This is a genomic window from Acidithiobacillus marinus (assembly GCF_002847505.1).
In the GTDB taxonomy this organism is placed as follows: domain Bacteria; phylum Pseudomonadota; class Gammaproteobacteria; order Acidithiobacillales; family Acidithiobacillaceae; genus Acidithiobacillus; species Acidithiobacillus marinus.
In genome coordinates this window covers 1-18088 of the sequence record NZ_MXAV01000015.1, presented here as the reverse complement: position 1 = coordinate 18088, position 18088 = coordinate 1, and the positions used below count along the sequence as shown (strand labels likewise).

Below are 18088 nucleotides of genomic sequence, written 5' to 3'. Positions count from 1 at the left end.
CCATATCCACTCTGGTACGGGCTTCTGGCACATAGTGGTCAATCACCCGCCACAGGAGCGTGTCGGTCTCGCCGACTAGGCGGGCTACGGTCAATACCGGCATCTCCCGCACCAGGGTCATGATCAGCGCTTCGAAGAGCAGGGTGAAATGCGAGCCTTCCCGTGCCCAGGGAACAGATATCTGATGCACTCCATGCTCCTGGCACTTCACACGAGGTACGCGGGCATGGAGATAGGCTTCATGCTGGAAGAAATCCATGTGCCGCCAAGTATGGTCACGGGTATCATGTACCGGACACTCCTCACCACAGACGGAGCAAGCAAAGCGACTACCCTTGGGAAAGTTGATGTGCAGATCCAGGCGTTTCTCCTCCACCGTGAAAGTCACATGATCCACCAACCACGGCGGAACCAATCCTAACGCGAGAGAAAACAGCTCTTCAGGGACCATCAGCTAACTCCAATTCAGGGCACGACCGCTCCACAGCATTCTACCCCCTACCCACTCAATCTGACGAAGAGCCAATATGCCCGTTTGTCACAAATGGTGGACGCCTTGCTGTTTTTGGCCCGCACCGAACAAGATCAACAAGACCTGGAGAAAAAGCGGCTCAACGCCCATCAGGAAGTCGCCTCCATCTGTGCCTTTTATCAAGCCATGGCCGATGAACAGGAAGTCAGCCTGGACAATGACGTGGATGCAAGCATCGTCGCCAATTCTGAACTCCTGCGCCGGGCACTGAGCAATCTGCTGAGTAACGCCCTGAACCATACGCCGGCGGGGGGCAGTATCCGGATCCACAGCGTTCAAACCCAAGAGCGGCTACAACTGATGGTCAGTGACAGCGGTACAGGGATCAGTGCCGAGGCACTCGACCGGGTTTTTGACCGCTTTTACAGCGAAGACACAGCTCGCATGCGTCGGGGGCAAGGAACCGGGTTGGGATTGGCTATTGTGCGCTCCATCATGCAATTGCATGGCGGAGAAGTAGCCCTGAAAAGCACGCCTGGGAGCGGTACGACGGCCATTCTTTACTTTCCGCTAATTCACCAAGTTAAGAAAAATAACCCATAAGATGACGATTTGGTCATCTTGTCGTCATCTTCCGGACAGGTACTTATGTCATCATGATTAAATAATCCTGCCAATTCTATGAATTTTTCCTGAAATCGAGAAAATATGTTGGTGCTGAAACGCTTTTTCCCATTTACTGCCAGAAAATTCCTGATCGCCGCAAGCATCAGTCTTGTCCCCTTTGTTGCCCATGCCACTTCGCTCTCGCTCAGCCTTGATCAGGCCATTGCCAGTGCCCTGCACAGTCAGGCCGTCATGCAGGTAGCCCAACATCAACTGGCGGCACAAAAAAATCTGAGCCAGGCGGCCCAGGCGCAAATGCTGCCGGCGCTTTCGCTGAACGCCGCCACCATCTGGACCCAGTCCCGCGCCGGTCAGCCCGTGTTTGTGGCAGCCAACGGCGCACGGGAAATGTTGGGACAAATCCGTCTCGACGTTCCCATTTATGCTCCGCAAACCCGAGCGCTCAGCAAACTGGCCAAAGATCAGGTGGAGATGGAAAACTATCGTCTGCAGCAGACCCGCCTGGCGGTTGCCGCAGCGGTCACCATGAGCTACTTCAAGCTGGCGGAAATGGACAATACCATCGCCATCTGGAAAAGCGCACTGGGTGCGGCCCAAAACATCTATCGAACAACCAAAGAAGGTTTCGTCATCGGCACCCGTTCCCGCCTGGCATTGAATCAGGCCGAACTGAACGTGCTGCGCATGCACAGCCAACTGACCCAAACCCGAATTCTGCGTAAAGCCGCGCAGCGCGTTCTGGCTTTGCAAACCGGGTTGGGAGCACAACTCCCACCTCTGACCACCGTGACTCTACCACAGCAGCCCTTGCCGGATTTATCCGCAATCCAGCAACAGGCCCTGCGCGCCCAGCCCTTACTCAGCGTGGCAGAGGCCCAGATCAAGGCGGCTCAGGCCCAATTACAATTTCATCGGGGAGCCCGCCTGCCCGTGTTGAGTGCCCGTGCGGCCTACGGAGTGGACAGCTCGATCATCCCCCAGAGTGGACAACTGGGCTGGCAGGCGGGCCTGAGCTTGCAGATGCCCCTTTTTGGCTTTGGTCGGAACAGTGATCAGATTGCTGCGGCACAACAACAGGTGGCCGCCTTGCAAGCCGCCAAATCTGCCCTGGAGCTGCAGATTCGCAGTCGTCTGGCGCAGGATCTGGGTTCAGCCCAGGCAGCCACTATCGCCTTCAAAAATGCCGGGAAAATCGCAGACAGCGCAGATGCCGTATATCACATGACGCGCAAAGGCTATCTGGCCGGTGCGGAGAGCGCGCTAGCCTTGCAACAGGCGCAAACCGCCTGGATTCAGGCCCGCTTGCAAGACACTGACGCCATGATTCGTGTCCGCTTGAGCCGGGCACAATTAGCGCTGGACAGCGGCCGCCTACCCGGATAAGGACCATTCTCATGACATTTTTCAACGTGACGCCCTTTGCAAAAAAGTATCCGGCTATTTCCGGAGTTCTGCTTCTGTTCATGCTGGGCACGGCTTGGGGGTCTCCCCTGTCGGTGCGGACTGCCACTGTCCATGTCAGTACCGCCCTCCGGCAAAACACTCTGCTGGCCAAGGTGGAAAGCAACGGCAATGTCACTCTGACGGCACCAGTAACAGGCCGCATCCTTGGTCCCTTGCTTGCCGATGGTCCGGTGAAACAGGGCAGCATCATTGCCCGGATTGCATCACCGGGATTACAAAGCAGCATCCAGAGCGCCCAGGAACAGCGGGCTTTTGCTCAGAAACAGTATCTGCGCGATCAGAAACTCTATCAGGATGGCGTGATTGCGCAGCAAAATGTCGCAAGCAGCCGCCTGGCCCTGAATATGGCGCAATCGAAGCTGCACATCTTGCAGGCGCAGGCCGCCCAACAAACCCTCACTGCACCCTTTGCAGGGAGCCTGCATTATCTGGTTCCGGCAGGCGCAGTAGTCAATATGGGGACAGCCATTGCCACCCTGGCGGGTCGCGGAAATCCCTGGGCACAAGCCTATGTGACACCATCGCTGGCGCGCCATCTGCGCCCCGGGAGTACCGTCTTGCTGCGTGGCACGGATTGGCAGGGCGCGGGCCGGATTCACTCCATAGGGCAAAGCGCCCAGCACATGGGACTGGTTTCGGTGTATATCACTCTGCCGGCACATAGTCCGGCTTTACCAGGAGAATGGCTGGAAGCCACCTTGCAGCAGTCCAAAGGCACGGCTTATCAGATACCGGCCGAGGCCGTGGTCATGCACGCCGCGCAGATCGAGGTATTTGTGCTGCGGCAGGGAAAAGCCATGGCAGTGCCCGTCCATATTATCGCCAGGCAGAACGGGCAGAGCTGGGTAGAGGGCGACCTGAAAGCGGGAGAGCAAGTCATCATCAGTGCCAATGATCGTTTGCTCAGTGGGACTCCGGTAAAAGAGCAGCAACCATGAACCGCTATTTGCACTTTCTCTGGACCAATCGCTTCAGCATCCTGTTGAGCGCAGTGCTGTTGCTGGGGGCAGGCTGGTTTGCCCTGCAGAATCTTCCGGAAAGCGTGTTTCCCAACGTCAATTTCCCGCGCGTCGCGGTCCTGGTCAATGATGGCAGTCTGCCCGTCAAGTTTATGGAAGTGGAAGTCACCAAACCTCTGGAAGCCCTGGCAAAAGGTCAGCCCGGGGTGCGTCTGGTCCGCTCACAAACCGGCAATGGACTGAGCAAACTCAATATTTATTTTGAACCTGGTACCAACCCGCAGACCGCATATCTCATGCTGCAGGCTCGCCTCGCCCAGTACCGACTTCCTGCCGGAGCACAGCTCCGGGTGATCCGCATGGCCCCCTACACTTATCCATTGGCCCAATATGCCCTGGTATCCAATCGGGTAAGCAGTTCGGCGATGATGCCCAGCTTTGCCTTCAAGCTGCGTCCGGCCCTGCTCTCGATTCCCGGGGTCTATCAGGTTCAGGAAACCGGTCGCGGTTGGCCACAGGTGCAGGTGCATCTGGACCCTGCACGGCTGGCGCAATACCATCTCAGCGCCCAACAGGTCATTACCGACTTGCAAGCCGCCCAAGGTCCATTTTTTTCGGGAGTTCTTCAGGCCTATCATCAACAATTGATTCTTGCCACCACGCCCCGGCCCGAAAATGCCCAGGCGCTGGCCGCCCTGACCTTGCCGCTGGGACCGGTCGATGCTTCCGGCACTCGCACGCCTCTGGCGTTGGGCACCCTGGGGGATATCCATACCGGCCCCCCATCACTGCTCAACGAAGCTGCCGTACCGGGCTACAAACATGCCCTGATCATCGACGTGCTCGCCCAGCCTGGCGTCAATGACGTCAACGTCGCCCATGCTGTACAGGTCCGCCTGGACCAGTTACGTCAACATCTGCCGCAAGGTGTGCATCTGGTACCCATTTATGACCTCAGCCACCTGATCAGTCATAGTCTGCGCGACGTCTGGATCGCTCTGGGGCTTGGCAGCCTCTTTGCCTGGCTGGTTATTTTTGCCTTTTTGGGACGTCTGGACGGTGCCCTGGCCACCGTACTGGTCGTTCCTCTGGCCCTGGCCGCCACTTTTCTGGTCCTACATATTCTCGGATATGGCCTGAATATCATGACCCTTGGCGGTTTGACCGCCGCTATCGGGGCCCTGGTGGACCACGCTATTGTGGTCATCGAACGCGGACTGCATGGCCTCCAAGGCCAACCCGCCGCCCGTCGCCAGTCGGCCCTGCGGCGCAGCGCCAGCATTTTACCGGTGATGAGTCTCGCTACCCTCACCTCCTCTCTGGTCTTCCTGCCCCTGTTATTCCTGTCTGGTACTTTGGGACTTTTATTCCGGCATATGGCGCTGGCCATTGTGATTGCCTTGCTGGCCTCCCAACTGGTGGCCTTACTGGTGACCCCCATTCTGACCGCATGGCTGGCGGGTCGGAGCATAGCGCCCTCACGAAAATTACAGCGTATTGAACGTTGGCTTCGACGCCATTATAGCCAGTGGCTGATTGCAGGAATGCGCCGTCCTTACCGGGCCATCCTGCCCATCTTCCTGCTTACCGGTACTGCCTGGCTGGTACTCACGGTCCTGCCGACGGCCTTTTTGCCGCGTTGGGATGAAGGCATCATTTCCGTACCTTATCGAACCCAGGTGGGCAGCAGTGTCGCGGAAACGGCCCAAATCGGTCGATCTTTCATGCAGGTCGCTCTGCGTAATCCCAATGTGCAAAGCGCCTCTCTCGTTGTTGGTCGCGGTTTTGAATTTCGCCATGCGCCCGCCAACAAGGGGGCCATCGCCATCGTTCTCAAGGCGAATCATCATGACAGCGCGGCAACGGTGATGGCCCATTTACGCCAGCAATTCCGCAGAATGGCTCCCAATCTGATCGGGCTCTCCCTGCACCAGACCATGATCGTCCGCCTGGGAAATCTCTCGGGAGCCCATGCTCCCCTGGTCGTTTATCTGTTTGGGTCCAACTCCAGCACCCTCCGTATTGCCGGAAAGCGACTCGCAGAAGCCTTGAAAAACAGTCATGACTTTGCGGCCGTCAATTTCAAGTCGCCATCTGCTGGACCGGAAATGCACATCACCCCCAGCCCCATGGCCACGCTCTATGGCATTACGCCTGCGGCCATCGCCGATCAGCTCAAAACCCGATTCTGGGGAAGACAGGCAGGATTTCTGCTCCATGGTGAACAGATTTTGCCTATCCGCGTCACATTGGCGGGGCCAGCACAAGCACCGCAGTCCTTGTCCGCGCTGCCCATTCAGCTCCCCGATGGCGAGATGACCAGCCTCTCGAGTATTGCTTCTGTACATGTGCAGGGCGCCGTTCCCTTTGTCACACACCAGAATCTGGTTCCCGATGCTTATATGTGGTTGGAACCCAAAGCCGGTGAAGGACTAGCCCAGGCTGCCAGGCAGGTGCGAAAAATCATCGCTCAGATGCATCTGCCCGGCAATATCACGCCGGTACTGGGCGGGTATTATCGGCAGCAACGCCAGAGCTTTCAGCAAATGGCGCTGATTTTGGGAGGCGCGCTGGGACTATTACTGATCCTGCTGGGATTCCAATTCAACAGTCAAAGGGCTGCCTTGGCGGCACTTCTGTCCATCGCTCTGGCAGCACCTGGTTCTTTCCTCTTGGTCTGGCTTTGTGGTCTGGATCTCGACAGCACGGCTTTTCTCGGTGTGTTGCTGGTTTTTGCGATTGCCGTCAACAATGTCATTCTCATTTTTGCACGCGCCCGTCAGTTAGGGGGTACCCATCCGAGTCCGGCTCTGGTAGTCCTGGCTGCCCGACAGCGTTTACGGCCTGTTTTGATGACCATGCTGGCCGATGTATTCGGCTTTCTGCCCCTGGCCATAGGCATCGGGCATGGAACGGAATTGTTAAAGCCACTGGCCATTGCCGTCATGGGTGGGCTGATGCTTTCCATATTCATGTCTTTATGGCTGGCGCCTGTGCTTTACTCTGCGATGATGATGAAAAAAACTGCCGCGTAATGCGAAGTACGCACAAAATAAAGGCATCAGACCAGGAAATAGCTCAATAATGATAGGCAAACCAGCAGTATTAGGCCATAAATCCCCTAATTTCCAGTAAAATGCAAATTGTTTAGTATGTCGAGGATTGTTCGTTATCTAGACAAAGTGGTACTCAATTTGAAAAACCGTATGACTATCATACCTATAGTTCATGCCGCACCCCCAGCCCCCTGCCGGAGTCCTCCAAAAAGGCGGTTGCCAAACACCCGAAAATCGAACAATCTGGACCCTGTTCGAAACCCCAATTTTGCCACTTTGAAATGGCGCCATATTGCCGGGTCGTGACAGATAGTTTTTGTCTTCGAAATTCATCCTGCTCTTTAAGTCTGAGGTTACAATGATTTTGTCGGATTTGTCTGAGGTTGATATCGTTACCCTTCAAAGCTGGATGGGCTCTAATATTTGCTCATCGTTAGACTTAGTTGAGACCTATTTTGCACGCATCGCTGCGCATGATTCAGGCAGCTCAAATAATGGCTGGGGCGTAAATAGCGTCTTAGAGATGAATGCGGGGGCCAGGACTATTGCCGTTGCGCGGGATATGGAACGAAAAAAGGGACTCATCAGAGGTCCCCTGCATGGCATTCCCATTTTAGTAAAAGATAATATTGAAACCGGTGATGGCATGATCACCAGTGCCGGCTCCTTGGCATTGCTGGATAACCGCCCAGACCGAGACGCTGTTCTGATTCGACGTTTGCGGGACGCGGGAGCGATAATACTTGGCAAAACCAACCTCAGTGAATGGGCGAATTTCCGTAGTCCCTGGAGCACGAGTGGTTGGAGTAGTCGGGGTGGGCTGACCCGCAATCCTTATATGCTGACTCGTAGCGCTTCTGGTTCCAGTTCGGGATCAGCCGCAGCTGTCGCCGCCAACCTGTGTACGGTTGCCGTTGGAACAGAGACGGATGGTTCCATCCTTAGTCCCGCTGCCGCTTGCGGCCTTGTGGGTCTGAAGCCCGGTTTGGGTGAAATAAGTACTGTCGGTGTCGTGCCTTTAGCCCACAGTCAGGATACCGCTGGACCTATGGCGAGAACAGTTCAGGATTGTGCTTTGCTCTATCAGGTATTGAGAAAGGATGTGGCGTGTAACAGGGACCCGGTGATCTTTTCCGATACGAATAGGCTGAAAGGTACACGGGTTGGAGTGTTGAGGAATCAGTTTGAGCTGCATCGTGACGCCATACCTATTTTTGAAAAAGCTCTGGATGCATTGCAAGATTACGGAGTTACTCTGGTTGAGGGCATTCGACTTCCAGATATGGCGGAACTTGGCGAGGCGGAGTTGGAAGTTCTACTCTATGAATTTAAATACGGCATCAATCATTACTTGAAAGGTCTTCGTTCAAAAGATGTACCGCACTCACTTGAAGCACTGATTGACTCGAACTCAAAAAATTCGGGGTCGGTGATGCCGTGGTTTGGGCAGGAGTATCTGGAGCTTGCCGCGGAGAGAGGTGGGCTTGATGAGGAAAGGTATCTTGATGCTAAGCGCTTGTGTAAACGTTTGGCATGGACAGAGGGGTTAGATTACATGCTGAATAAAAATCACCTAGCAGCCTGTGTCGCACCCTCCAATAATCCAAGTGGATTAATTGATTTGCTTACTGGTGACCACCACACCGGTGGAAGTAGTACCCTCGCTGCCGTGGCGGGTACGCCAAGTTTGACGGTGCCCACAGGGCATATACAGGGACTGCCGATCGGTGCAACGTTTTTCTCGGGTCCTGGAACTGAGTCACTTTTACTGTGTTACGGGTACGCCTTGGAAACAGTGCTGGCAGCGCGAATTGCACCGTTATTCAAAATGGATATGGGTGAATAAGGATGTATAAGGCGTTTCAAAGGATCATAATCGCCGGAACGCGCGTGCCATTCAGTCCTTTCCAATCCACAAATGAGTCTGAACAGATGGGCTTAGTTAGAATACTTAAGCATTCTGCAAGCCAAAATATTCCAGGTTAGAACGCCGCTCAGTTACCAGTTACGGCCGGTCGATCATTGGTTGGATAGCCACCTTGGTCTGGGCATTGATATCGGCTCACGATGCCTCATTCGATGCTGAAGCGAGAGAGATAATTCACCCCGCTTAATTTGGTTTGATGCTAATGGTCTGGCCAGCAGGCGGGACTATCTTCCAGTGGATATGTTGCTAAACATTTATTCCGGATGCGAAAATCCTTTCCATATGCAGGTGCCCATAATGAACAATCCACAATGCCCAGAAAGCAGCGAACAAAATCACCGCAAGGATTTTCAGCATACGCTTGAACACCAGAAGGGCTCATTTCCGTCGGTCTTTGGCCGATTGTTGCCACCAGTACACGGCCTTGCGGGTGTTCATGGGGACACCCTCGCCAAAGTTATAGGCAAAAGCCAGAAGAAAGGCGCCATTGGCATTGCCAGCATGCGCAGATTTACGAAACCAGATGTCGGCTTTTTTCCAGTTTTCACGAACGCCTCTTCCATGTAAGTAATCCACACCTAAGGCGTTTTCTGCCGCCGGATCTCCCAGATGCGCCCATTTTTCAATCTCCACTAATGACATGCCTGCCACCGATTTGGGCATTTCCAGAACATGTATAGGGTATTGTGGGACGACAGAGGCATGTAATTGACCAGCGGTTGCAACGCTGGGAATCCCGGCAAGACAGAACATGAAAGCCCCAATATGTTTTTGATACAATCGCGTAGACACCTAACCCTTCCTCAGAAAAAATGCCCCGTGACGTGGGGCTGAACCTGTCAGGGGATTGAACAGATTCCCGGCAGATGCCTGATTCCAAGAGACATTTGGCGTATTCGCTATCATCATCTGCTGCTCGTGTTCAGACACCGCGAGCTGGTCTTTGGGGTGCATCGTAATGCATGCCACTAAATGGGCAACTTAGGACTGGCGGGTTGCTGTGGATGCCGGCAGCGCACCGACAAGACCTCATGGCCCCCCGGCAGGATTTTTGCGGGAGCTGGTGCCAGGTGGGCTGGGGGTGCCGGAGGGGCCATGATTGGTCCCGGCAAAAATATTCTGGTCATCATGACCGGCTCCGGAAAGTTAAAAAGGGGATTTGCGAAGGGGCCAAAAGACACCCGCATTAGCTGATTCATCTGGGCAATCTGGCGATCCACCGCCACCTGCATCGAATGCATTTGCCACAAACTGCGATGGATCATCGCTTCCGCCTGTATGGGAGAGAGTTGTCGGGCGGTAACTTGCATATGCCCAGGTACCCCCTCCTGCGTTCCCCAGCTCACGGTGTGTATCTGAATAATCCCTCCCGGGATATGGATGGTGCGGTTTTCTGTGGAAACAGGCACTGAATGCCCATCTACTGAGACATAGCTAGTCGCCGCATGAGCGAGGGGAAAGGCCATTGCAGCACCCAGGATGGGCATGCTCAGCAAGGTGAGCCACTGACGTTTTGATTTCGAGAGAGGGCTTCTTTTCATGACTATCCTCCTTAATGTCAAAAAACCCTTGAGACCCAAACCATAGTCAGGAAGCAGGCTTCCTAAACAACTGTAAGAGACCGAAAGAAATATAGGAAAGTTCCCAGTGAATATTCCACCAGCTTTAGCCGGTGGAGTATTCACAAACAACTCATATTGCTTCATATTAAAGATTATACGCTGGTATTCTTCGATACCGGCATCCCTATAGCAATGCCGACAACTCAGCAATAGAAACAAAAGAAACCAAGCCAGCATCAGACTCTGGGGCATGCATCAGCACGACATCCGCAAATAGGGGGGGGTTGAAACTTGAAGATTTCTCCGCCGCTGACGGGGATATTCGGAGGATAAACTAGCAACTACGCTATACTCACCAGAAACACTGAAGCGCCGCCATTTCTCCCTGGAAATGACGCTGCGCATCTGGAATATCCCGCACGAACTGAAAATCCGCAAAATCAAAACCGGGAGCTACATCACAAACCAGCAAAGCATATGGTCCAAGGCTACGTGCACACTGCCACACCTTCCCAGGAACTACCGCCCGTCGTAACTGCCCCGCCTCGCGGTCATCGCCCAACACCCGCTGCTGCACTTGCTGAGTAACCGGGTTATACGTCACCAGTTCCAGCGGCCCTCCCGCATAAAAATGCCAGATTTCCGTGGAGAGTATCACATGCCAGCAGGACTGCTGCCCGTGTTCCAGCAAATAATAAATGCTGGTGCGTGTGGGCCGCATCCCTCGAGGTGTGGATATCTGGCTATCTGCGCAAAAAAGACGACGATACCAGCCCCCTTCGGGATGTGTGGTCAGGTTCAGGTGCTGAATAATCGACTTAGACTGAGCGGACATGAACGTATTGCTCCGTGCAGGTGGATGCTCCCTATATACCATGGAGCCAAGCTGCTTACATGGTGCCTATATTGGAAATTCTGACCACCAGTGGCCAGATGAAAACCGAAATATAGGGCTCTCATGTTTCCCCACAGGTGCCAAAAGACCCGGTATGCTATTGCCTACCAAATATGAGAGGCAGATACACCGAGATATATACCATCCGTTGATCATTGAGCGGGGGCTTGGCTATTTCGCTTAGGCCACTGTCAATGCTTGCCCATCCGGAGATTGCCGGTCTAGAACTCCCCATACTGGAACAACGAACACAATATTATAGCCACATCCGGTGTCAGACGGGGATCAATTTGATCCCACAGTTTAACTTGCCAGTTAGACTGACAAGCACCATCCTGGCGAGCCTTGAGCAGATGGATGCTTTCTGCCTACGCTAACACGCGCGTCCCGCAAAACGGCTTTCCTTGCCCTCTACGCCACTTTAGCAGGGACAGGTGGCGGTGATGTTTTCTGTGTGTTCTCCGAATCCAAACATGATGTTTCTCCTGGATGTGCTCCACTAATTTTGAGGATAAACCTTTGCGGAGTGTGTCGCCATGAAGGTTGGTGTTTTGCGGGATTTGGAGAGCCCCTTTTTCGCGGCTTCTCTGGCTTAGCATGAGATGCCACAGCCAGTGCTTTGATCTACGGGGGCATCGAACAACAACAATCGCTGTTTGAAAACGATTTTGACAACTTGTGTCAGGAGTCTTGATTGATTTACCTCATTTTTCGCCGTTTTTGTGGGTTTTGGGCACAGAAATCCCTACCAAGCCACTTCTTGCTTCAGTAAACAGACAAAGCGTCACTTATCATAAACGAGATTCATCATCCCGATCTTTACCTGGGCGCGGGCGATGCCAACGGTATGCAACCGCTTCCCACCCTGCTGGAAGATGACCCCAAACACATGCTCCGCCCGGGCACGTGACAGGACTGTCATGGTTGCTCTCTGACTTCAAATCCTCTGAGCACTTTACTGGAAATGGGGAGTTTTTCGAACTTCTTCTGATTCATTGGCCATTTTTCCAGTGTGCCGGTTATCCATGGTTATGCGGCTGAACTTGGAAGCGGGGGTTGGATGGCGCAGATATATTGGTGGCCGGAGTCCCCTTTCACGATGGCCCATCCACATATGGGCTTGCTATCGGCAGTAACGAGAATGGGCGATGGAGCGATCAGATGCGACAAATGGAGGTATTCCCAACAGATCCCGGCACCTGCCGCCAATATCAAGGCTGCTAGAAAAGTGAAGCCAGAGAAGGATAGGAGCATCTGTTGCATGACTTCTGATTTGACGGACTGGATGGCAGCCGTGGCCGCAGCCTGGGCAAACTGGTCCACGCCCTCCTCTTTTTTCTGTTCGATGGCCCGGTCCAGACGACCGATAAGTCCATCGCTGGCACTCCTGATCGCTTCTGCCCCGGAATTGGAACTTTGTTCGATGATGGTTTTCAGCGTATTTCCAGATTGTTCGGTTTCTTCGTAAACAGCCTTGCGCAGTACCTGCGAAATGTCCTTACCGGCCTTTGTTGCACCTTGGTATATCTGGTGAGGAATTTGTGGAAGCGCTTCATGCACGGACTTGGCCGCTTTGCCAGCCGCTTCAGCCGCTTCAGACGCCATACCCGTACAGTTATAAACGTCCAGAACGGGATCGTTATCATCCAGCTTCCGGGCAGATATGGCCCTGAGTATTTTGACCTGCAATGCAGACGGCTTTCCGTCAATCAACAGGTCCTCTGCCGTCATAGGTTTATCGTGATTATCCATATTATCTGATTCGCGCACAGACTATTCCTTATTCGTGACCAAATAGCGGTTCAATAGCGGTCATCGCCGCTTTGTAAAATCGGAATAAGGATGATTGGTCGGTTATCATCCATCCCTTTGGTCGCCCCAAGCTCTTGTCAGACAACACACTCAGGCGACCGGGCGTAGATTCCAAGGTTTTCCATGCCGCCGTGGACTTCATCGCTGGAACGGCGATCTCCCCTACCTCATACTTTTGTCGCGCAGCATGTTCATACCATGCAAAGTCTTTCGCGTCTCCTTTGAACTCTGGATAAACGACAAACCGATTTTCCGGCAAGATTAAACTCATCAACCCATTGTCTAGACTTTCATCCAACATATTGGCTGCCATGATATTTTTTTCTAGCGAGTAAGTAACCACAAGACGATAATCCAGCGCCGTGCAAACATCGCTCAACAAATCGCCCAGATCATCCAGTGTTTCCGAAGCCCCAGCCGGTAAATTGACTACTACGTTATCCCCGCCGCGATTTTCCAGCCAGGCATTAAAACGGGAAATCGCATTTTCAGCATCACCCGCCTGATTAAGCGACAAGAAGCCATTGATTACGGACTTGTCATTGGCATAACGCATTGCCAAATCCGGCTGGCTTGGGTCAGATTCAATCAAATGCACGATTTTACCATCAGCCAACAAACGCTCAACAATAAGCATCGCCAATACGGACTTACCACAACCGCCTTTGTCACCATGACTAAAAAACAATGTTTTCTGGTTCATCTTACACGCTCCTGATTAAATGTGCGGAATGTCTTTCAAAATGTCCTTCGAGGTTTTCTTTGGATTCCGATCATCCAAAGAAGCCAACTGACGTTTGGAATTTTCGTTTTCTGCCTGTGGTGCGGTTCGCTTCGGCACCAGTTTAGGCATGTCCAGGGTGTAATTCCCCGCCGGCATTCTGCCCGACGCGATAGCTCTGCATGCCCTCCGGTATGTCTCGGCAAGCGCCTTGCCGGACATTTCTTGATCCACCACACCAGCCATGATCAACGCAGCGGCAATTTCTGCCCATGAATAGCTGCCTCGCAATGCGGCGATGCTTTCGTGGAACAGGGCCACCCTGTTTGTGAGTGATGCGGGCCAACTCAAACTCATATCAACATCCCCTTAGCAGCCAATTGGTGGCCTCTCGTTTATAGCTGCATTTTGTCAACCAAATTCTTCTGCTTGCCGCTCGTTCACCGTATTCATGCCATGTGATTAGCAGCTGGTTGCTGCGTCTATGCCTTGCACACAAGTCAAAGGCACATCACACCGACAGCGAAGAGACAACGACGCCACCCTTAATCGGATAGGCTAAAGTACACACACAATCGCACCCTGGCAGGTGTGATCGGGAATCTGGCGATTGGCCTCTGTATATGTTTTTTTTCTAGAATTTCATCGAGCGTATTATCCAGATGATAACAGATGACTCTTTTGCGAAAGAAGCAAGATAACGGGTTGATGAACATTGGATAGCCAAGTCAATCCTGAGAAGTCAGCCTGGGATTTTGTCCGTTTCTTTTTTTCATCCCATCATGAATATTGATAGAAAGCTGCTCGCCTTCCACCATCGGGCATGTTTCCTTGAGGTCCTTACGTTTTGGTTTGCTCGCTTTTAGAGCTTCCACGTATTCCTTGTTTTTATATGGCCATATTATCGCGCCATATCCATACCCCCGCGCCCCGCAGGATTGTGGGCAGGCTTTTCCGATTGATCCTGTTTTTCCCCGAGTAGATTTTCCTGATTAACGACTATATCGCACTCCCGCATCCTCTTTTCAGCTAATTTTTTGTCTTCTTGGAAGTACAGTTGTTGATCCGCTTCTTTTCGTCCAGCCTTTTCTCCTTGATTCAGGACGGCATCCAGCTGGTCCAGTCTCCGATCTTCGGCTTCGCTGGCTTTTTTTCGGGCATTGATCGCCATATTCTTGTCCAACATGATTTCAAACCGCTTCAGCGCGCGTTCTGCGTTGTCGGTAATCAGCTTATAGCCATAGCGCATCCGGTTATTGCCCATCAGTCTCAGATTCCGAGAACTGTTCTGCGATTGTTCACCAGTCTGGATCACCAGATCAGGAGATTTTCCTTCGATATCTTTGATCGACCGGCCATAACCATAATCGACTGCCATGTTTTTTGTGGCGTCCAGAGTGATTTCTTTTTTATCGCGGTCCATGATGACCACAATCTTGTTCCCCTCGATGCCTTTGATCGTCGCCGTATCGCCGTTCTTCATGACACTATTATCACGAAAAACCAGTTTATCACCTTCCGCCAACCCCATTTCCTCCTTTATGAAAACCTGCCAACGTTTGCCCGTAATGCTCCCGGCATTAGTCACTTTTTCCTTGCCATGCTTGCTCGCCAGCTTTAATTGATTTTTCCGTGCATCCATCCCGACGATCTCATAATCCACTGTATGTCGTTCTTCCCTTTTGCCCTCTTGGGTTCGCATGATCTGGCCCAATACATAATACTCTGCATGGGTCATGTGCTGTTCGGAAATATCCACCTTGCAGAGTTGTGTGACCGTGACTTGATCTGCTGCCAAACTCCCGTGCTCCTGCAATCCTTTTCGGATGCCCGCGTTAACCATTTGTCGGACTTGATTGGTAGGACTGACAACCATGGTTCGGGCCTGATCGGTTGATGACCGACTCAAGTATTCTGCCACGGTCGCGTCCGCAATGGCCCTGTATCGATCTTCTTTGGTGATTTTAGTTTGCCCGACTTTATTCTTGCCGGTCCCTTCCGGCTGCACCTCAGTCGTGTATTTTTCCATCAGGGACAAGGCTTTTTCGGTATCCCGATCCGCCCAAGCCTGACCTAATGCCTGTAAATCCTTATCCTCAGCCATGGCCTGGCGGCGAATGGCCGTCAGTCTGGAGACTTGGATGAACCCTTTATCCATCAGCATTTGCAGCGGATTACCCGCTTCGACGGGCTGCATATGATCAGGATCACCAAAGAGCATGATGCGGTCCCTGGGTCCCATTTTGAGAAGCACCTGTTGCAAAGTCCGGTCCCCGACCATCCCCGCCTCATCCAGAATGAACAGGCGAGGGTTGCTGCCGGATTCTTTTTTTTCTGCAATGAACTGGGCAGTCGTGATATTTACATCAGTCCCGGCCTCTGCCATTTCCTGACATGCACCATGTTGCGGCGTCAAACCGATGGTTTCATAGCCCTGCGCCTTTGCGACATCCACCAAAGATTTCATGACGGTTGTTTTACCCGCCCCCGCACCGCCGATCATGGCAACAAGCCGATCCTGTGTCATCAACACATCATGCACTGCGGATCGCTGATCTTTGGAAAACGCAAACCCTTGAGCCTGTTCCGCTGCATAAATCGCCCGGACAGCCTGATCGGGTTGAAAAAGGGTATCCAACTTGTTGCACCCTTCCTGACAAAAACCCTGTATCCACCCTTCCCGCTCGACGGTTTCTCGCGTAGTCACCATTTCTGCACGAATCAGCGTTTTTTGAGTAATCTCTAGCCCATCCTTTCCTTGCCGCTTCTGTTCTACGATCTTGGATTGTTCCCCGGCCCAGATAATACGGTCATGGGATGCCATGACCTTTTCAATCGCTTCTGTTTGCACGGCTCCCATGCATTGCCTGAGGGCTTCTAGGTGCAACTGGCGGTAATCAAAAAGGCTGTCTTTTTCGCTCAGATGGTCCAGAGCAGCATCCACCGCCGCGACTGCCGGCTGTTGCTCGGCATCTATTTCGGCTGTACTGGCTGGTTTCCATCGCAAAGGATAATTTGCTGGTCGATTAAGACGTGCATAATGCGGCAAAATACTTGCACTTTCCCTCCCGATTCTCGGGCCTGCATCCAGACGGCATTCGGACAGGTTTCGCAGCTCGTACCTGCTGGCTGCCAGTTGAGTTGATGCAACGTGTAACTTTTCAAGCCGGTGCTGGTGGTATCTTTGCTGCTCATTGCGTTGATCGTTTTCATGTGGTTGCCTCGCGTTTTTTGTGGTATGAAAGCTTTCATGCTCTTTCGTTTGATCGTGTGCCGGGTCATAAATCATGAAAAAATCCACCCCGGCATCACGTAGCCTTTCTCGCCATGCCCAGCGCAAATCATCATGATTCATATTCCGCAATTTGCTTTTGCGGGTCGCCAGATTTGCGGCATTGCGCTCGGCGGCGGTCGAGTTTTTTCGGGTTTTACCTTGCCTTGCCAATAGTTGCTCAATCTCTTTTGATCGGTTTGAAAAAAGATCGCGTTGTGCTTCACTGATTCCCACAACTTCAAACAAGGCCTTTGCATGATGCTCAGTCTTGATGCCCATGCGTTCCAGCCCTTGGGCCAGAAATGCTTTGGCTTTGGCATCCCCTAAATGTTGATTTACCGATAGCGCGCCAAAATCAAGATCCATGGCTCGCCATTCATGACCATCCCATGTGGTGTTGATGAGGACATTGTGAAAATGCCGGTCCATATCCACTTTTGGTTTCTGGGTGTGAGGAGCTTCGGTCGGGCGGGTATCATCATGTTCAAAAGTCGCAATGATCGCATGACCGGTTTTCTCGGAAATTGCACCCCCTTTACCATAACGGGCCGTGACCACATATTCTTCTACGTGTTGCATGGCAATCTGATTGGCTTCTCTACAAAGCTGAAGAATTCGCTCCCGTTGTTCTGTTGGCGCGGCCTCGATGAGCATGGAAACACCCTTTGGTACACTCCATGTCAGATCAACCCCCATCCTTCGGTTCGCCACGACATTCATCCCTGCCGGACCATTTTCTAGTAATTCTTGAAACACGACGGGGTCTATAGGACCAAAAAGTCCTAACCTATGCGCTCCACGTCCTTGCCATTGTGATGGGGCAGCTTCCCCATTTTGGAAATACGCCAGTTCACCCTTGCGTTCCTGATTTGCCAACAGATACGCCGTAACGTCTGCTGATGATCCTTTCAAACCTTTAATGTTCAGCAAGTGTGATTTCCAGTCTGCTTTTGATGCGCTTACTGGTAGCATTATTTTGTCAACCAAAAATGGTTTCCAGATTTGGGTGGCAATTTACAGCTGGAAATAGTAAAGAAGCCCGCTTTACGGTAGCGTCTCCACATCCATCAACTATCTGGGGGCCATGTTTCTTATCATCAATACGGTCATACTGACGGTAGCGACCTTGTATATCGTCTGGATGATTGTCGAGGGCATGGCGCAGACGGGCTTATCCGGTGCTGCTGCAATCATCACGTTGGAAAGCAAAGTATAGACTTCTATCCTTGCCTGCTTCACAGGTAACGTAAAGTCATCAGCCAACCCCTGTTCCAGGCATAGATCAGCGCTTCATCGACATTACCCAGCACGGTAAACCA

The 18088-nt window shown here is 52.5% G+C and carries 16 protein-coding genes; 6 read left to right on the top strand and 10 right to left on the bottom strand.

Annotated features, from left to right (window positions below; all coding sequences use genetic code 11):
* The coding region (locus B1757_RS04805) for a helix-turn-helix domain-containing protein (protein WP_143484221.1) at positions 1 to 451 on the bottom strand (451 nt) is incomplete at its 3' end.
* Positions 452 to 544: 93 nt separating this feature from the next.
* On the opposite strand from B1757_RS04805, the gene B1757_RS04800 reads away from it, so the two are divergent.
* The 5 genes from B1757_RS04800 (at position 545) to B1757_RS04780 (ending at position 8424) form a co-directional block, all read left to right on the top strand.
* Positions 545 to 1075, top strand: a complete 531-nt coding sequence (locus tag B1757_RS04800) for a sensor histidine kinase (protein ID WP_101537240.1) — start codon at positions 545 to 547, stop codon at positions 1073 to 1075.
* Positions 1076 to 1180: 105 nt separating this feature from the next.
* Complete coding sequence (locus tag B1757_RS04795; protein WP_101537239.1) at positions 1181 to 2482, top strand: TolC family protein; 1302 nt, start codon at positions 1181 to 1183, stop codon at positions 2480 to 2482.
* 11 nt (positions 2483 to 2493) lie between these two features.
* Entirely contained in the window at positions 2494 to 3501 is a 1008-nt protein-coding gene (locus B1757_RS04790) for an efflux RND transporter periplasmic adaptor subunit (protein WP_101537238.1), read from the top strand.
* Positions 3498 to 6557: an efflux RND transporter permease subunit gene (locus tag B1757_RS04785; RefSeq protein WP_101537237.1), complete on the top strand. Its 3060-nt coding sequence runs from the start codon at positions 3498 to 3500 to the stop codon at positions 6555 to 6557. The genes B1757_RS04790 and B1757_RS04785 overlap by 4 nt, the downstream gene beginning before the upstream one ends.
* Before the next feature lie 379 nt (positions 6558 to 6936).
* Complete coding sequence (locus tag B1757_RS04780) at positions 6937 to 8424, top strand: amidase (RefSeq protein ID WP_101537236.1); 1488 nt, start codon at positions 6937 to 6939, stop codon at positions 8422 to 8424.
* Between the two features lie 459 nt (positions 8425 to 8883).
* Here B1757_RS04780 and B1757_RS04775 read toward each other — a convergent pair whose 3' ends face one another.
* The 9 genes from B1757_RS04775 to mobF all read right to left on the bottom strand — a co-directional run bounded on the left by B1757_RS04775 (position 8884) and on the right by mobF (position 17699).
* Positions 8884 to 9297, bottom strand: coding sequence for a tetratricopeptide repeat protein (locus B1757_RS04775; protein WP_143484220.1), 414 nt, complete (start codon positions 9295 to 9297; stop codon positions 8884 to 8886).
* 176 nt (positions 9298 to 9473) lie between these two features.
* Entirely contained in the window at positions 9474 to 10046 is a 573-nt protein-coding gene (locus tag B1757_RS15710) for a hypothetical protein (protein WP_253253710.1), read from the bottom strand.
* Positions 10047 to 10419: 373 nt separating this feature from the next.
* Positions 10420 to 10902, bottom strand: a complete 483-nt coding sequence (locus B1757_RS04765) for a cupin domain-containing protein (RefSeq protein WP_172437607.1) — start codon at positions 10900 to 10902, stop codon at positions 10420 to 10422.
* 844 nt (positions 10903 to 11746) lie between these two features.
* On the bottom strand, positions 11747 to 11884 hold the full coding sequence (locus tag B1757_RS15365) for a hypothetical protein (protein ID WP_172437606.1): 138 nt from the start codon (positions 11882 to 11884) through the stop codon (positions 11747 to 11749).
* 107 nt (positions 11885 to 11991) lie between these two features.
* A complete protein-coding gene (locus B1757_RS04760; RefSeq protein WP_101537233.1) occupies positions 11992 to 12732 on the bottom strand; it encodes a hypothetical protein in 741 nt (246 codons plus the stop codon).
* Positions 12733 to 12742: 10 nt separating this feature from the next.
* Entirely contained in the window at positions 12743 to 13477 is a 735-nt protein-coding gene (locus B1757_RS04755) for a hypothetical protein (RefSeq protein ID WP_101537232.1), read from the bottom strand.
* Between the two features lie 15 nt (positions 13478 to 13492).
* Positions 13493 to 13852 (bottom strand): hypothetical protein, encoded by a 360-nt coding sequence (locus B1757_RS04750; RefSeq protein ID WP_101537231.1) that lies wholly within the window; start codon positions 13850 to 13852, stop codon positions 13493 to 13495.
* A gap of 371 nt (positions 13853 to 14223) precedes the next feature.
* Positions 14224 to 14370, bottom strand: a complete 147-nt coding sequence (locus B1757_RS15360; RefSeq protein WP_172437605.1) for a hypothetical protein — start codon at positions 14368 to 14370, stop codon at positions 14224 to 14226.
* Between the two features lie 26 nt (positions 14371 to 14396).
* Positions 14397 to 17699: a MobF family relaxase gene (mobF, locus tag B1757_RS04745; protein WP_172437604.1), complete on the bottom strand. Its 3303-nt coding sequence runs from the start codon at positions 17697 to 17699 to the stop codon at positions 14397 to 14399.
* Between the two features lie 154 nt (positions 17700 to 17853).
* Here mobF and B1757_RS15905 point away from each other — a divergent pair, with 154 nt between their 5' ends.
* Positions 17854 to 17985, top strand: coding sequence for a hypothetical protein (locus B1757_RS15905; protein WP_301179152.1), 132 nt, complete (start codon positions 17854 to 17856; stop codon positions 17983 to 17985).
* The last annotated feature ends 103 nt before the right edge of the window (positions 17986 to 18088 follow it).

Coding starts and splice junctions, on each gene's coding strand:
- B1757_RS04800 (WP_101537240.1), top strand. CDS start 545: ATGGTGGACGCCTTGCTGTTTTTGGCCCGCACCGAACAAGATCAACAA.
- B1757_RS04795 (WP_101537239.1), top strand. CDS start 1,181: ATGTTGGTGCTGAAACGCTTTTTCCCATTTACTGCCAGAAAATTCCTG.
- B1757_RS04790 (WP_101537238.1), top strand. CDS start 2,494: ATGACATTTTTCAACGTGACGCCCTTTGCAAAAAAGTATCCGGCTATT.
- B1757_RS15710 (WP_253253710.1), bottom strand. CDS start 10,046: ATGAAAAGAAGCCCTCTCTCGAAATCAAAACGTCAGTGGCTCACCTTG.
- B1757_RS15905 (WP_301179152.1), top strand. CDS start 17,854: ATGTTTCTTATCATCAATACGGTCATACTGACGGTAGCGACCTTGTAT.
- B1757_RS15365 (WP_172437606.1), bottom strand. CDS start 11,884: ATGACAGTCCTGTCACGTGCCCGGGCGGAGCATGTGTTTGGGGTCATC.
- B1757_RS04780 (WP_101537236.1), top strand. CDS start 6,937: ATGATTTTGTCGGATTTGTCTGAGGTTGATATCGTTACCCTTCAAAGC.
- B1757_RS04755 (WP_101537232.1), bottom strand. CDS start 13,477: ATGAACCAGAAAACATTGTTTTTTAGTCATGGTGACAAAGGCGGTTGT.
- B1757_RS04750 (WP_101537231.1), bottom strand. CDS start 13,852: ATGAGTTTGAGTTGGCCCGCATCACTCACAAACAGGGTGGCCCTGTTC.
- B1757_RS04785 (WP_101537237.1), top strand. CDS start 3,498: ATGAACCGCTATTTGCACTTTCTCTGGACCAATCGCTTCAGCATCCTG.
- B1757_RS04765 (WP_172437607.1), bottom strand. CDS start 10,902: ATGTCCGCTCAGTCTAAGTCGATTATTCAGCACCTGAACCTGACCACA.